A 13,805-nucleotide genomic window follows, 5' to 3' on the forward strand; every position below is an offset into this window, starting at 1 on the left:
GGTGCGGCCAAGCCGCTGCACCGAGTCGGTGCGCCGAGTCGGTGCGCCGAGCACAACTGCCGCCCACCACCATGCGAAGGCGATCCAACCCCGTGTGAAGCAACGGCCCGCCGCAGCCCGGAGATCCGGGAGCGACAGGCCGAGGATGCCTCCACACGGAAGGGCGCGACACGAGCGCGAGCTAGCGCGTGCGCTTCTCGCGGACGCGCATGTTCAGCACGATCGGCGTTCCCTCGAAGCCGTAGATCTCGCGCAGACGACGCTGGATGTAGCGACGGTAGCCCGGGTCGAGGAAGCCGGTCGTGAACACGACGAATGTCGGCGGACGACTCGCGGCCTGCGTTCCGAACAGGATGCGCGGCTGCTTTCCACCGCGCACGGGGTGCGGATGCGCCGCCGTGAGCTCGGCGAGGAACGCATTGAACTTGCCCGTGGGGATGCGGGTGTCCCACGATTCGAGCGCGAGCTCGAGGGCGGGAACGAGCTTCTCGATGTGGCGTCCGGTGCGGGCGGAGATGTTCACGCGCGGGGCCCATGCCACGTGCGCGAGGTCCTGCTCGATCTCGCGCTCGAGGTAGCGGCGGCGGTCGTCGTCGAGCAGGTCCCACTTGTTGAACGCGAGCACGAGCGCACGGCCCGACTCGAGCACCAGGTCGATGATGCGCACGTCCTGCTCGCTGATGGGCTGGGAGACGTCGAGCATGACCACGGCGACCTCGGCCTTCTCGAGCGCTGCGCTGGTGCGCAGCGACGCGTAGAAGTCGGCACCCTGGGCGAGGTGGACGCGGCGACGGATGCCGGCGGTGTCGACGAAGCGCCAGACCTTGCCGCCCAGCTCGACCTGCTCGTCGACGGGGTCGCGGGTGGTTCCGGCGAGGTCGTTGACGACGACGCGCTCCTCGCCGGCCGACTTGTTCAGCAGGCTGGACTTGCCGACGTTCGGGCGACCGAGGATCGCGACGCGGCGGGGTCCGCCCACCTCGTCCTTGGCGACGGCCGACACGGCCGGAAGCACCTTGAGCATGGTGTCGAGCAGATCGGCGACGCCACGGCCGTGCAGGGCGGAGACGGGGTAGGGCTCGCCGAGTCCGAGGTTCCACAGGGCTGCGGCATCCGGTTCCCGGCGAACATCGTCGACCTTGTTGGCGACGAGGAAGACGGGCTTCTTGGCCTTGCGCAGCATGCGCACGACCTGCTCGTCGGTCGAGGTGGCGCCGACAGTGGCGTCGACGACGAACATGACGATGTCGGAGAGGTCGATGGCCACCTCGGCCTGCGCCGCCACGGAGGCGTCGATGCCCTTGGCGTCGGGCTCCCATCCGCCGGTGTCGACGAGGGTGAAGCGACGGTCGTTCCACTCGCCCTTGTAGTTCACGCGGTCGCGGGTGACGCCGGGGGTGTCCTCGACGACGGCCTCGCGGCGGCCGAGGATGCGGTTCACGAGCGCTGACTTGCCCACGTTCGGTCGCCCGACGATCGCGATGACCGGCAGCGCCGGCAGGTAGCGGATGGCGTCGGGGTCCTCGGTGACGGTGTCGAGGACGTCGAAGTCGTCGTCCTCGAGGTCGTAGGCGTCGAGCCCGCGACGGAGGGCCGCGGCGCGCTGGGCTGCCGCCTCCTCGTCGACGTCGGCCAGACGCGAGGCGAGGGCGCCGTCGACGTCTTCGTAGTCGTCGTTTTCGTCGGTGCTCATGTTGATGCCTCCTCGATGACCGTGATCACGGCATCGACAGTTCGATTGAAATCCAGATGGGTGGAATCGACGGTGGTCACACCGTCAGCGGCGTTCAGGAAGTCGACGACTCGGGCATCCGCCCTGTCACGCTCCGCCAGTGCTCGACCGACGGAATCCGCGGCGAGATCGGTCAGCTCAGCCGACCTTCTCGCCATTCTAACGGTCTCATCGGCTGTGAGAAGAATGCGAACGGGGGCGTCAGGGGCCACGATCGTGGTGATGTCGCGGCCTTCGATCACGATTCCGGGCCGATCCACAGCTGCGGCGATGCTCCGGAACATGGCCACGAGGTGTGCGCGCACCTCGGGCACCCGCGCGACGGCGCTCACGACGGCAGCGACACGGGGCTCGCGGATGGCCTCGGTCACGTCGTCCTCCCCCACCCGCACGCTGTAGCCGTCGGGGTCGGTTCCGATCGAGTAGTCGAAGTCGTCGAGCAGTGCGACGACGGATGCGGCACTCTCGGTGTCGGCGCCACGGTCGAGTGCGAGCCACGCGAGGGCGCGGTATGCGGCACCGGTGTCGAGGAAGCCGTAGCCGAGGCGCCGTGCGACGGCCTTGCTCACGCTGGACTTGCCGCTGCCCGCAGGTCCGTCGATGGCGACGACGACGGGAGCGACGGTGGGAGTGGAGTTCATGTTCGGCTATCCGGCAATCCGCCAGCCGCGGGCGGCCAGCTCGGTGGTGAGGTGTTCGACGGTCTCGGGCAGCACGGCGATCTCCGCGAGGCCGACCTGAATGCCGGGCGCGTGCTCGAGGCGGAGGTCCTCGAGGTTCACGCCGATCTCGCCGATCTCGGCGAGCAGGCGCGCCAGCTGTCCCGGACTGTCGTCGACCATCACGGTCAGGGTGGTGAAGCGCTTGTCGGTGCCGTGCTTTCCGGGCAGGCGGGCCACGCCGACGTTGCCGCCGGCGAGCTCCTCGGCCACGCGACGCCGGGCCCCCGGCGCCTCGGGGTCGTCGAGGGCTCCGATGAAGCGGTCGAGGTCGTCGCGGTAGGCCACGAGGATGTCACGCACCGGCGCGGCGTTCGCCCCGAGGATCTGAACCCACAGGTCGGGGTCGCTCGCGGCCACGCGGGTGACATCGCGAACGCCCTGGCCGGCGAGGTTCACCGCAGCGCTCGGCGCGTCGATGAATCGCCGCGCCATGAGACTGGAGATCACCTGCGGCACGTGGGAGATGAGGGCGACGCCGGCGTCGTGCTGCTCGGGCGTCATCTCCACGAGGGTCGCGCCGAGGTCGAGGATGAGGTCGTCGATCGCGCCGGCACGCTGGTAGCTGATGGCGTCGTGTGCGGCGACCACCCACGGGCGTCCCACGAAGAGATCGGCGCGTCCGCCGAGCGGGCCGCCCCGTTCGCGGCCGGCCATCGGATGCGAGCCGATGTAGCGGCTGAGGTCCGCGCCGAGTTCGGCGAGCTCGGACAGAACAGCCAGTTTCACGCTGGCGACATCGGTCACGATCGCGTCGGGGAATGCGGCGAGCTCTGCGGCGACGACGGATGCCGTCACGTCGGGCGGCGTCGCCACCACGATGAGCTGCGGTGCGTCACCGGCAGCGGCCCGGCGACCCGCGCCGAGGTCGACGGCGATGCTCACGTGGGTCGGCGAGGCGTCGGCGAGGATCACGTCGATGCCCCGTGCGGTCAGGCCGAGGCCGACACTGGTGCCGAGCAGGCCGGCACCCACGACGCGCACGGGTCCGATGAGGCGGGACTCCACGACCACTCAGCGACCTCCGGCGTTCTTCTCGGCATCCTGATCGGCGCCGTTCTCGGTGTCCTGTCCGACGCCCTTCTCGGCTCCCCTCTCGGCACCGTCCCGCGAGAGCGTGAGCACCTGGCCGAGCTCGGCCGAGGTGAGCGGACGGATCTGTCCGATCTGCAGCGTTCCGAGGTGCAGCGGCCCGAACTGGCGGCGCACGAGGTCGATGACGGGATGCCCGACGGCGTCCAGCATCCGTCGCACGATCCGGTTGCGACCGGAATGCAGGGTGATCTCGACCAGGCTCGACGTCGAGTCCGAGGCGCTCGTCATCAGTCGCGCCTTGTCGGCGGCGATCGGGCCGTCCTCGAGGTCGATGCCGCGGGTGAGGGTGGCGATGGTCTGGGGGCTCACGCGCCCCTCGACCTTGGCGATGTAGGTCTTCGCAACGCCGAACGACGGATGCGCCAGCGTGTGGGCCAGGTCGCCGTCGTTCGTCATGATGAGCAGTCCCGTGGTCTCGGCATCGAGTCGCCCGACGTTGAAGATGCGCTCCTCGTACTGCTCGGCCCAGTAGCTCAGGTCGGTGCGGCCGCGCTCGTCGCGCATCGAGGAGTACACGCCTGCCGGCTTGTTGAGCATGAGGTACAGCTTGGTGTTGTCGAGCTGCACGGCGATGTTGTCGACGGCCACGAGGTCGGTCTCGGGGTGGATGCGGCGCCCGAGTTCGGTGACGACGGTGCCGTTCACCCGCACCCGACCCGCCACGATGAGGTCTTCCGACACCCGGCGCGAGGCTACGCCGGCACTGGCCAGCACCTTCTGCAATCGGATGCCGTCGTCTGCTGGATTATCGGATGTCACCGTCGAACCCTTCGTTTCCGCCCTCGAGGAGCGGGGAGATGTGCGGAAGCTCGTCGAGGCTGTTCACTCCGAGCTGGGTGAGCAGGAGCTCGGTCGTTCCGTAGTTGATGGCGCCGGTCTCGGCGTCGGCGAACAGCTCGGTCACGAGGCCACGGCTGAGCAGCGTGCGCACGACCGAGTCGACGTTGACGGCGCGGATGGAGGCGATGGCCCCGCGCGTGATGGGCTGCTTGTAGGCGATCACGGCGAGGGTCTCGAGGGCCGCCTGCGAGAGCCTGGTCGGGTTCTGCGTGAGCACGAAGTCCGTCACCAGCGCATCGTGCTCCGGGCGCACGTAGACGCGCCAGCCGCCACCGACCTCACGAAGTTCGAAGCCGCGACGGATGCCGGTGGGCTCGCCGTCCCGGTTGAGGCCGTCGTAGTCGGCGACCAGGGTGGCGATCGCGGCCTGCACCTCGGCGACGGGCCGGCCGACAGCGGTCGCCAGGTGGACGACGCCCTGCGGCTCGTCGGTCACCATGAGGATCGCCTCGAGGCGTCGCTCGAGCTCCCCGGGCGCCGGCGGCGCCACGGCGACGTCGGTGTCCGCCTCGGTCGCGGCATCCGTCATGACATCCTCTTCCACGGTCTCAGGCATCGTAATCGGCTCCCAGGTTGGCCAGGTTCTCGTCCGACCAGTGCTCGCTGGTCCATTTCACGGTGAGCTCCCCGAGGGGTTCGAGCTGCTCGAAGGAGAGGGCTCCGTGGCGGTACAGCTCGAGCACGGCGAGGAAGCGCGCGATGATGACGCCCTTCACCGGAGCGTCGGCCACGAGCTCCCGGAACGAGAGCACGTCGCCGCGGCGCAGCATCGCCACGACCAGGGCCGCCTGCTCCCGGATGCTGACCAGCGGCGCGTGCAGGTGGTCAAGGCCCACGACGGGCACCTCCCGCGGTGCGAGCGCGAGCATCGCGATCGCAGCGAAGTCGTCGGCCGACAGGGTCCACACCAGCTCGGGCGTGCGCTGGCGGTACTTCTCCTCGAGGCGCACCGAGCGGGCGTGCCGCGAGCCTTCGGCGTCGAGGTGCTGCTGGAACCAGGTCGACGCCTGCTTGAACGCCCGGTACTGCAGCAGGCGGGCGAACAGCAGGTCGCGGGCCTCGAGCAGGGCGACGTCCTCGGCGTCGACGAGCTCGCCCTGCGGCAGCAGGCCCGCGATCTTCAGGTCGAGCAGGGTCGCAGCGACGACGAGGAACTCCGTCGCCTGGTCGAGTTCCTCGACGCTGTCGAGGCCGCGCAGGTACGACAGGAACTCGTCGGTCACCGCGCTCAGGGCGATGTCGGTGATGTCGAGCTCGTGCTTGGTGATGAGAGAGAGCAGCAGGTCGAACGGACCCGCGAAGTTCGCGAGCTTCACCCTGAAGCCGGGCTCCTCGGCATCCGCGGGAGCGACGACGCTCAGCGCGCCAGACGGCTCAGCCTGCCCGACGACCTCAGGCGACTGCGCCACGGAAGACCAGCTCCCTGGCCAGCTGACGGTAGGCGTGCGCTGCAGCGTGCTCCGGCGCGAACTGCGTGATCGGGCTGCCGGCCACCGAGGCGTCGGGGAACTTGACCGTGCGACCGATGACGGTCTCGAGAACCTTGTCGCCGAACGCGTCGACGACCCGCTCGAGCACCTCGCGGGAGTGCAGGGTGCGGGAGTCGTACATGGTCGCGAGGATGCCGTCGAGCTGGATCGCCGGGTTCAGGCGGTCGCGCACCTTGTCGATGGTCTCGATGAGCAGGGCGACGCCGCGCAGCGCGAAGAACTCGCACTCGAGCGGGATCAGAACGCCGTGAGCGGCCGTCAGGGCGTTGACCGTGAGCAGTCCGAGCGACGGCTGGCAGTCGATGAGGATCACGTCGTAGTCGGCCGACAGGCGGCGGAGCACACCAGCGAGGATCTGCTCGCGGGCGACCTCGTTGACGAGGTGCACCTCCGCGGCCGAGAGGTCGATGTTCGCGGGGATCACGTCGAGGCCGGGAACGCCGGTCTTCTGGATCGCCTCGAGCGGGTCCTTCGACCGCGACAGCAGCAGGTCGTAGATCGTCGTGACGTCGTGCGTGGGAACACCGAGTCCGGCCGAGAGGGCGCCCTGCGGGTCGAAGTCGATGGCGAGCACGCGGCGGCCGTCCTCGGCGAGCGCAGCTCCCAGGCTGATGGTGGTCGTGGTCTTGCCCACGCCGCCCTTCTGGTTGCAGAGTGCGATGACGCGTGCCGGGCCGTGCGACTTCAACGGCTTCGGCTGGGCGAACTTGCGCTGGGGGCGGCCTGTCGGGCCGAGCACCACGTCGTCGGGGAAGGTGAGTGTCACCGAGTCGTCCTGCTTACCGGTCACTGCATCTCTCCTCGACTAGGCCGCACATCCCGTGCGCCCGTGACGATTCTACCGAGCGCGGGGGTGGGCGCTGGTGTACATATCCCGGAGTGTGTCGGCTGTGACCATCGTGTAGATCTGCGTGGTCGCCACGGAGGAGTGTCCGAGCAGTTCCTGCACCACCCGAACGTCGGCACCCCCCGCCAGCAGATGAGTGGCGAAGGAGTGCCTCAGGGTGTGCGGAGACACCTCGGCGGTGATGCCGGCGCGCTCTGCTGCAGCCCTGATGATGAGCCACGCGTTCTGCCGCGAGACGCGCTGGCCGCGCAGGCCGAGGAACAGCGCCGGGGTGGCCGCACCGCGTGCCGACAGCGTGGGACGCGCCCGCACGAGGTAGGCGTCGATGGCCGCCCTGGCGAAGCTGCCGACCGGAACGATCCGCTGCTTGCCGCCCTTGCCGAGCAGCCTGATGACGCCGTCCTCGAGAACATCGTCGACGTTCAGAGACACGGCCTCGCTCACGCGCGCTCCCGTCGCGTAGAGCAGCTCCAGCAGCGCCTTGTCGCGCAGTTGCTGCAGGCTCTCGCCATCCGTCGCCGCGAGAAGACGCTCGACGTCCTCGATCGAGATCGCCTTGGGCAACCTGGTGCCGAGTTTCGGCGGCTTGGTCTCGCGGGCGACATCCGTCGTCGTCACCCCCTCCTCGGCGAGGAAGCGGTGGAAGCCGCGCACCGACGAGAGCACGCGCGCGATCGACGACGACGTCAACGGCGACTCCTCGCGGGTGCCCAGATGCTGCACGAAGGCCGAGAGGGCCGATTGGTCGACGGATGCCGGATCCTCGATGCCCTGCTCGTCGCACCATGCGGCGTACAACGCCAGGTCCCGCCGGTACGCGGCGATGGTGTTCGCCGCCAGCCCGCGCTCCACCGAGACATGCCGCAGGTAGGAGTCGATCGCCGGCTGCAGCTTCATCTAGACGGATGAGCCCTTCCGCGGCCGGCGAGGCCACGGTGCATCGGCGACTGCCAGCGTCGACCAGTTCCTGGCGCGGGCGGCGTGCGCCGTGAGGGCGGCGACGACCAGGAGCGAGTTCTGCACGCGCCGGGCCAGCACGGCATCGACGAGGTCGTCCAGCGCCACCCAGCGCTGCTCCATGTCGGCTTCCTCGGCCTCGCGTTCGAAGTCATGGGTGACGATGCTGAGGCCGCGCGCGAGGTACACGCGGATGGCCTCGGTGCTGCCTCCCGGCGAGGACTGGTAGTCGCTCAGCACGGCCCACTGCGTGGCGGCGAGGTCGACCTCCTCGGCGAGCTCGCGCTGGGCACCGACCAGAGGATCCTCGTCCTCGACGTCGAGGAGTCCGGCCGGGATCTCCCATTCGCGCTGACGCACCGGATGCCGGTACTGGCGGATCAGCAGCACCCGGTCCTCGTCGTCGATGGCCAGGACGCCGACGGCTCCGGTGTGGTCGACGTACTCCCGGGTGATCTGGTGCCCGTTGAAGTCGAAGGTGTCGCGACGCACGTCCCACACCATGCCGCTGAACGCGGTGCCGGTGGCCGTGACCTCGGGGTGGAACGGGTCGTCCGCGATCACCGCGGACGACCCGTTCTCAGACCCGGACAGAGGCTCAGGCATCCTCGAACAGACGGCTGGCCTGCTGGCGGTCGAGGGCTGCCCCCACGAGGCCGCGGAACAGCGGGTGCGCGTCGTTCGGACGCGACCGCAGCTCGGGGTGTGCCTGCGTGCCGACGTAGAACGGGTGCTGGTCGCGCGGCAGCTCGACGAACTCGACCAGGTGACGGTCGGGCGAGGTGCCCGAGAACCACAGGCCGGCATCGGCGATCTGCTCACGGTAGGCGTTGTTCACCTCGTAGCGGTGACGGTGGCGCTCGGAGATCACGGGAGCACCGTACAGCTCGGCGACGAGGGAGCCCTCGGCGAGCGCGGCGGGGTAGAGGCCGAGGCGCATCGTTCCGCCCATGTCGCCGCCGGCGATGATCTCGACCTGCTCCTCCATCGTCGCGATGACGGGGAAGGCCGTCTCGGGGTCGAACTCGCTCGACGAGGCGTCGCTGAGCCCCACGACGTCGCGGGCGTACTCGATGACCATGCACTGCAGTCCGAGGCACAGGCCGAGGGCCGGCAGGCCGTTCTCGCGCGCGAACTTCAGCGCCCCGAGCTTGCCCTCGATGCCGCGCACGCCGAAGCCGCCGGGCACGCAGATGGCGTCGAGGTGCGACAGCTGGCGCGCGGCGCCCTCCTCGGTCTGGCACTCGTCCGACGGGATCCAGTGGATCTTAACCTTGGTCTGGTGCGCAAAGCCGCCGGCGCGGAGCGCCTCGGTCACCGACAGGTAGGCGTCGGGCAGGTCGATGTACTTGCCGACCAGGCCGATGTTGACCTCGTGCTTGGGCTCGTGCACGGCGTCGAGGAGCGGCTGCCAGCCGCTCCAGTCGACGTCGTGGGCCGTGAGGCCGAGGGTGTCGATGATGTAGCTGTCGAGGCCCTGGTCGTTCAGCATCGTCGGGATGTCGTAGATCGACGGCACGTCGACCGCATTCACGACGGCCTGCTCGTCGACGTCGCACATGAGCGCGATCTTGCGCTTGTTCGACTCGGTGACAGGGCGATCGCTGCGGAGCACGAGCGCGTCGGGCTGGATTCCGATGGAGCGCAGGGTGGCGACGGAGTGCTGCGTCGGCTTGGTCTTCTGCTCTCCGGATGCGCCCATGAACGGCACCAGCGAGACGTGCACGAAGAACACGTTCTTGCGTCCGAGTTCGTGACGCACCTGGCGCGCGGACTCGATGAACGGCTGCGACTCGATGTCGCCGACGGTTCCACCGATCTCGGTGATGATCACGTCGGGCTGCGGGTCCTCGGACGCCTGCAGGCGCATCCGTCGCTTGATCTCGTCGGTGATGTGCGGGATGACCTGCACGGTGTCGCCGAGGTACTCGCCGCGCCGCTCCTTGGCGATGACCGTCGAGTAGATCTGGCCGGTGGTGACGTTCGCCGCCTGGCTCAGGTTGATGTCGAGGAACCGCTCGTAGTGACCGATGTCGAGGTCGGTCTCCGCGCCGTCGTCGGTCACGAAGACCTCGCCGTGCTGGAACGGGTTCATCGTTCCCGGATCGACGTTGAGATAGGGGTCGAGCTTCTGCATCACGACGCGGAGACCACGCGCCGTCAGAAGGTTGCCCAGGCTCGCGGCGGTGAGGCCCTTGCCCAATGAAGAAACGACACCACCGGTCACGAAGATGTGTTTGGTGATGCCGTCTGAGATTCCCGCGCTAATGTCCGCCACGGGCTTCCACCCTACCATGTCGATTCGGGAGATCGTCGGTGCCCGCGAGCTCCACGAGTTCGCGAGCGTGGGCGAGACCGCTGGCGGAATCGGCCAGGCCGGAGAGCAGTCGAGCCATCTCGGCGATGCGCTCCTCCCCCGAGAGCTTCTCGACACTCGACGCCGTGACGGCACCCGAGCTGTCCTTCGCGACCCGCAGGTGGTTGGTGGCGAATGCCGCGACCTGGGCGAGGTGCGTGACCACGATCACCTGCGACGACTCGGCGAGACGGGCGAGCCTGCGGCCGATCTCGATCGCGGCGGCACCGCCGACTCCGGCGTCCACCTCGTCGAAAACGAAGGTGGGCACGGGGTCCGTCGCGGCGATGACGACCTCGATCGCCAGCATCACGCGGGAGAGCTCGCCGCCTGAAGCGCCGCGTGCCAGCGGTCGCGGTTCGGCGCCGTTGTGGGGCGTGAGCAGGATCGCAACGACATCGCGACCTGAGGCCGTGAACTCGTCGCGCTGCTCCACCTCGACCACGAGTCGAGCGTCGGGCATCGCGAGGGCCGAGAGTTCGTCGGTGACGGATGCCGCGAGCCTGCCCGCCGCATCCGTTCGAATGCCGCTGATCCTCGTCGCCAGCTGCTCGACGGCTGCCGCGTCGGCGGCGATCGCGTCGGTCAGGGCCACGATGCGGTCGTCGTCCTCGTCGATGTCGAGCAGACGGATGCCGCCCTCGGTCGCGAATCGCAGCACGGCGTCGAGGTCGGCTCCGTGCTTGCGCACCAGCCCGGCGAGCACGGCCCGCCGCTCCTGCACGATCTCCAGCTCACGGGCGCCGTCTGCGTCGAGCCCGGCGAGATAGCTCGAGAGCTCGGCGGCGATGTCGGCGACCAGGAAGCTGACGTTGGTGAGCGACTCGAGGATGGGGGCGAGGCTCGCGTCGTGCTCCACGACCCGTTCCAGCTGGCGCCGGGCGGAGTCCACGGCACCGACGGCGTCGACCACGTCGTCGGACTCCTCGGCGGAGACGCGTTCGCGGGCGCCGGCCGCAGCCAGGCGCAGCTCCTCGAGGTTGCCGAGGCGTTCCGCCCGCTCGCCGAGCTCGACGTCCTCCCCGGGCTGCGGGTCGGCCTCCTCGATCTCGGCGAGGTCGACGCGCAGCGCCTCGGCCTCGCGGGCGCGGCGGTCGCGGTCGTTCTGCAGGGTCTCCAGAGCCTCCACGTTCGACCGCCAGCGCGTGAAGACCTCGGCGTACTCCTCGAGGGCAGTGGCCAGCTCGACGCCGGCGAAGCGGTCGAGGGCGGCCCGCTGGGCTGAGCCGGAGCGCAGCCGGATCTGGTCGGACTGCCCGTGCACCACGACGAGTTCGTCGGCCAGGTCGCCGAGCACGCCGACGGGGGCCGCACGGCCTCCCACCACAGCACGCGACCGCCCCTCACTCGACACCGAGCGTCCGAGCAGGAGCTCCGGCCCGTCGAGGTCTCCCCCGGCGTCGCGCACACGCTCGGCCACGGGCCCGTCCTCCGGCACGATCCAGCGTCCGTCGACGCGGGCCTCACGCTGGCCGGCGCGCACGGCACCGGCGTCGGAACGCGCGCCGAGCAGGAGCCCGAGCGCCGTCACGACCATGGTCTTTCCGGCGCCGGTCTCCCCCGTCACGGCCGTGAAGCCGGGCCCGAGGGGCAGGGTCGCATCGGCGATGACACCGAGGTCGCGGATGCCGAGTTCCTCAATCACTGGTGTCGGGTCCTCGCCATCCGGTGACGGGCAGCTGGAACTTGTTCACGAGACGGTCGGTGAACGGTCCGGGATGCAGCCGAGCGAGTCTCACGGGAACCGGGGACCGTCGCACGACCACCCGCGCCCCCGGCTGCAGATCGAACGAGCGCCGGCCGTCGCACCAGAGCACGCCGGAGGCCTCTGTACGCCGCAGCAGCTCGATGGCCATGGCCGAGTCAGGTCCGACCACGATGGGGCGCGCGAAGAGGGCGTGAGCGCTGAGGGGAACCATGAGCATCGCGTCGAGGGTGGGCCAGACGACGGGCCCGCCGCCCGAGAAGGCGTATGCCGTCGAACCCGTCGGGGTGGACAGCACGACGCCGTCGCACCCGAAGGTCGAGAGCGGCCGCCGGTCGACCTCGATGGCCACCTCGAGCATCCGCTCGCGGCTGGCCTTCTCGACCGTGGCCTCGTTCAGGGCCCAGTCCTCGTGCACGATCTCGTCGCCCTGCTTCACCCGCACCGAGAGCGTCATGCGCTCCTCGACGACGTAGTCGCGCGCGAGGCCGCGGCCGATGGCCTCGCCCAGGTCGTCGCGCTCGCTCTCCGCCAGGAAGCCGACGTGCCCGAGGTTCACCCCGAGGATGGGCGTCGCGGCATCGCGCACGAGCTCGGCCGCGCGCAGGATGGTGCCGTCGCCCCCGAGCACGACCACGAGCTCGAGGTCTTCGGCGCGCACGCCGGAGCCCAGTCGCTCGGTCTGGCCGTCGAGTTCTGGAGCGTACTGGTGCAGGTCGTCCCACTGGTCTCCGGGAAGCACGGGCAGGGCGCCGGCTGCGGTGAGCTGACGGCAGGCGTCGAGCGCGGCGGCCAGCGATTCGGCACGGCCCGTGTGCGCGACGACGAGGATAGGACGGGCATCTGCCACGACTCTCACACTCCCGTCATCGAAGAAACCAGACTCAACCATTCTGTCGGATTGCTGCCGCGACTCCGGCTCATCCAGACCAGATACTCATGGTTTCCGGCTCCGCCGGCGATCGGTGAAGGAGTGAGCCCGGCCGTGCCGACGCCGAGGTCGAACCCGGCCCAGAGCACGTTCGAGACCGCATCCGCGCGTCGCCCGGCGTCCTTGACGATGCCCTCTCGAATGCCGCTCTTGCCCACCTCGAACTGCGGCTTGATCAGCAGCACGAAATCGGCGTCGTCGACCGCGCTGTCGACGAGCGCCGGCAGCACCAGGGGCAGCGAGATGAAGGAGAGGTCGGCCACGACCAGATCGGGTCGATCGGTGATTCCGGATGCCCCTGCCAACGACGACGGACTCATGTCGCGCACGTTGAAGCCCTCGACCAGGGCGAGCCGCTCCTCCGTCGCGAGCAGCGGCGAGAGCTGTCCGTGCCCGACGTCGATGCCGATCACGCGGGCGGCGCCACGCTCGAGCAGCACCTGGGTGAAGCCACCGGTGGAGATCCCGGCGTCGAGCGCGATGCGGCCCTCCGCCGAGAGCCCGAAGGCGTCGAGCGCTGCGTTCAGCTTGTGGGCGCCGCGACTCACATAGTCGTCGGTGCCGGCGACCTCGATCAGCTGATTCTCGCGCACCTTCGCCGCGGCCTTCACGACGGGCTTGCCGTCCACGGTCACGAGGCCGGCGGTGATGAGCGAGACGGCGTGGGTGCGAGAGCGGGCGAGGCCGCGCGCCGCGAGAGCGGCGTCCAGGCGGGAGTCCGTCATCATCAACCGCGCGAGCGCGACACGTCGCCGCCCTCGAGGCGGTCGCGCAGCTGGTCGTGGAGCTGGGCGTAGGCCGTCGCACGCTCGTCGAGCGGCTGGTCCTCGATCACGCGCAGGCGCGGCAGCAGCCCGTCGTCGTTCGGTCTCTCGTCGGCATCCACCCCTCAAAGGTACCGCGTCGAACGGATGCGGCCGCCTATCGCGACGGCCCGTTAACCACGAACGACCGCCCCTGCGGGGCGGTCGTGTCGGTGCTGGCTCAACCAGTGCTGGCTGAGCCTGTGCTGACTTAAATGCGAAAAGGCCACCCAGTGTGTGGGTGGCCTTTTCGTGAGTTAAGTCCGGCGGTGTCCTACTCTCCCACAGGGTCTCCCCTGCAGTACCATCGGCGCTGAGAGTCTTAGCTTC

General features: G+C 69.6%; 14 protein-coding genes and 1 rRNA gene. All 15 read right to left on the reverse strand.

Annotation, left to right across the window (positions count from 1 at the left end; translation table 11 throughout):
* Positions 1-181 precede the first annotated feature (181 nt).
* Positions 182-1,693: a ribosome biogenesis GTPase Der gene (gene der / locus E4M00_RS16675; protein ID WP_055902769.1), complete on the reverse strand. Its 1,512-nt coding sequence runs from the start codon at positions 1,691-1,693 to the stop codon at positions 182-184.
* Positions 1,690-2,373 carry a (d)CMP kinase gene (gene cmk, locus E4M00_RS16680; protein ID WP_135121601.1) on the reverse strand — a complete coding sequence of 228 codons (684 nt, stop codon included), beginning with the start codon at positions 2,371-2,373 and terminating at the stop codon, positions 1,690-1,692. The genes der and cmk overlap by 4 nt, the downstream gene beginning before the upstream one ends.
* Before the next feature lie 6 nt (positions 2,374-2,379).
* Positions 2,380-3,465 (reverse strand): prephenate dehydrogenase, encoded by a 1,086-nt coding sequence (locus tag E4M00_RS16685; protein WP_135121602.1) that lies wholly within the window; start codon positions 3,463-3,465, stop codon positions 2,380-2,382.
* Positions 3,466-4,305 (reverse strand): pseudouridine synthase, encoded by an 840-nt coding sequence (locus E4M00_RS16690; RefSeq protein ID WP_240037244.1) that lies wholly within the window; start codon positions 4,303-4,305, stop codon positions 3,466-3,468.
* The gene (scpB, locus tag E4M00_RS16695) at positions 4,292-4,915 is read right to left on the reverse strand and encodes an SMC-Scp complex subunit ScpB (RefSeq protein WP_135121626.1); all 624 of its coding nucleotides are present in this window, start codon (positions 4,913-4,915) and stop codon (positions 4,292-4,294) included. The genes E4M00_RS16690 and scpB overlap by 14 nt, the downstream gene beginning before the upstream one ends.
* A gap of 19 nt (positions 4,916-4,934) precedes the next feature.
* The gene (locus tag E4M00_RS16700; RefSeq protein ID WP_135121603.1) at positions 4,935-5,795 is read right to left on the reverse strand and encodes a segregation and condensation protein A; all 861 of its coding nucleotides are present in this window, start codon (positions 5,793-5,795) and stop codon (positions 4,935-4,937) included.
* Complete coding sequence (locus tag E4M00_RS16705) at positions 5,779-6,666, reverse strand: ParA family protein (protein ID WP_135121604.1); 888 nt, start codon at positions 6,664-6,666, stop codon at positions 5,779-5,781. Before E4M00_RS16705 ends, E4M00_RS16700 begins: the two co-directional genes overlap by 17 nt.
* A gap of 48 nt (positions 6,667-6,714) precedes the next feature.
* Positions 6,715-7,620, reverse strand: a complete 906-nt coding sequence (xerD, locus tag E4M00_RS16710; RefSeq protein WP_135121605.1) for a site-specific tyrosine recombinase XerD — start codon at positions 7,618-7,620, stop codon at positions 6,715-6,717.
* Positions 7,621-8,286, reverse strand: coding sequence for an NUDIX domain-containing protein (locus E4M00_RS16715; protein WP_135121606.1), 666 nt, complete (start codon positions 8,284-8,286; stop codon positions 7,621-7,623).
* The gene (gene pyrG / locus E4M00_RS16720) at positions 8,279-9,958 is read right to left on the reverse strand and encodes a CTP synthase (protein WP_275668224.1); all 1,680 of its coding nucleotides are present in this window, start codon (positions 9,956-9,958) and stop codon (positions 8,279-8,281) included. Before pyrG ends, E4M00_RS16715 begins: the two co-directional genes overlap by 8 nt.
* Entirely contained in the window at positions 9,945-11,681 is a 1,737-nt protein-coding gene (gene recN / locus E4M00_RS16725) for a DNA repair protein RecN (protein ID WP_135121608.1), read from the reverse strand. Before recN ends, pyrG begins: the two co-directional genes overlap by 14 nt.
* Positions 11,674-12,633 carry an NAD kinase gene (locus tag E4M00_RS16730; protein ID WP_135121609.1) on the reverse strand — a complete coding sequence of 320 codons (960 nt, stop codon included), beginning with the start codon at positions 12,631-12,633 and terminating at the stop codon, positions 11,674-11,676. Before E4M00_RS16730 ends, recN begins: the two co-directional genes overlap by 8 nt.
* The gene (locus tag E4M00_RS16735; protein ID WP_167756938.1) at positions 12,597-13,397 is read right to left on the reverse strand and encodes a TlyA family RNA methyltransferase; all 801 of its coding nucleotides are present in this window, start codon (positions 13,395-13,397) and stop codon (positions 12,597-12,599) included. The genes E4M00_RS16730 and E4M00_RS16735 overlap by 37 nt, the downstream gene beginning before the upstream one ends.
* Before the next feature lie 2 nt (positions 13,398-13,399).
* Positions 13,400-13,558: a hypothetical protein gene (locus E4M00_RS17920; RefSeq protein WP_167756939.1), complete on the reverse strand. Its 159-nt coding sequence runs from the start codon at positions 13,556-13,558 to the stop codon at positions 13,400-13,402.
* Positions 13,559-13,736: 178 nt separating this feature from the next.
* Positions 13,737-13,805, reverse strand: a 5S ribosomal RNA gene (rrf, locus tag E4M00_RS18305); the annotation flags it as partial.

This window comes from Orlajensenia leifsoniae (assembly GCF_004570845.1).
GTDB classification, from domain to species: domain Bacteria; phylum Actinomycetota; class Actinomycetes; order Actinomycetales; family Microbacteriaceae; genus Orlajensenia; species Orlajensenia leifsoniae.

Excerpts from the sequence above, each read along its gene's own strand:
- der (WP_055902769.1), bottom strand. The coding sequence starts at position 1,693 with ATGAGCACCGACGAAAACGACGACTACGAAGACGTCGACGGCGCCCTC.
- E4M00_RS16735 (WP_167756938.1), bottom strand. The coding sequence starts at position 13,397 with ATGACGGACTCCCGCCTGGACGCCGCTCTCGCGGCGCGCGGCCTCGCC.
- xerD (WP_135121605.1), bottom strand. The coding sequence starts at position 7,620 with ATGAAGCTGCAGCCGGCGATCGACTCCTACCTGCGGCATGTCTCGGTG.
- E4M00_RS16730 (WP_135121609.1), bottom strand. The coding sequence starts at position 12,633 with ATGGTTGAGTCTGGTTTCTTCGATGACGGGAGTGTGAGAGTCGTGGCA.
- scpB (WP_135121626.1), bottom strand. The coding sequence starts at position 4,915 with ATGACGGATGCCGCGACCGAGGCGGACACCGACGTCGCCGTGGCGCCG.
- cmk (WP_135121601.1), bottom strand. The coding sequence starts at position 2,373 with ATGAACTCCACTCCCACCGTCGCTCCCGTCGTCGTCGCCATCGACGGA.
- E4M00_RS16715 (WP_135121606.1), bottom strand. The coding sequence starts at position 8,286 with ATGCCTGAGCCTCTGTCCGGGTCTGAGAACGGGTCGTCCGCGGTGATC.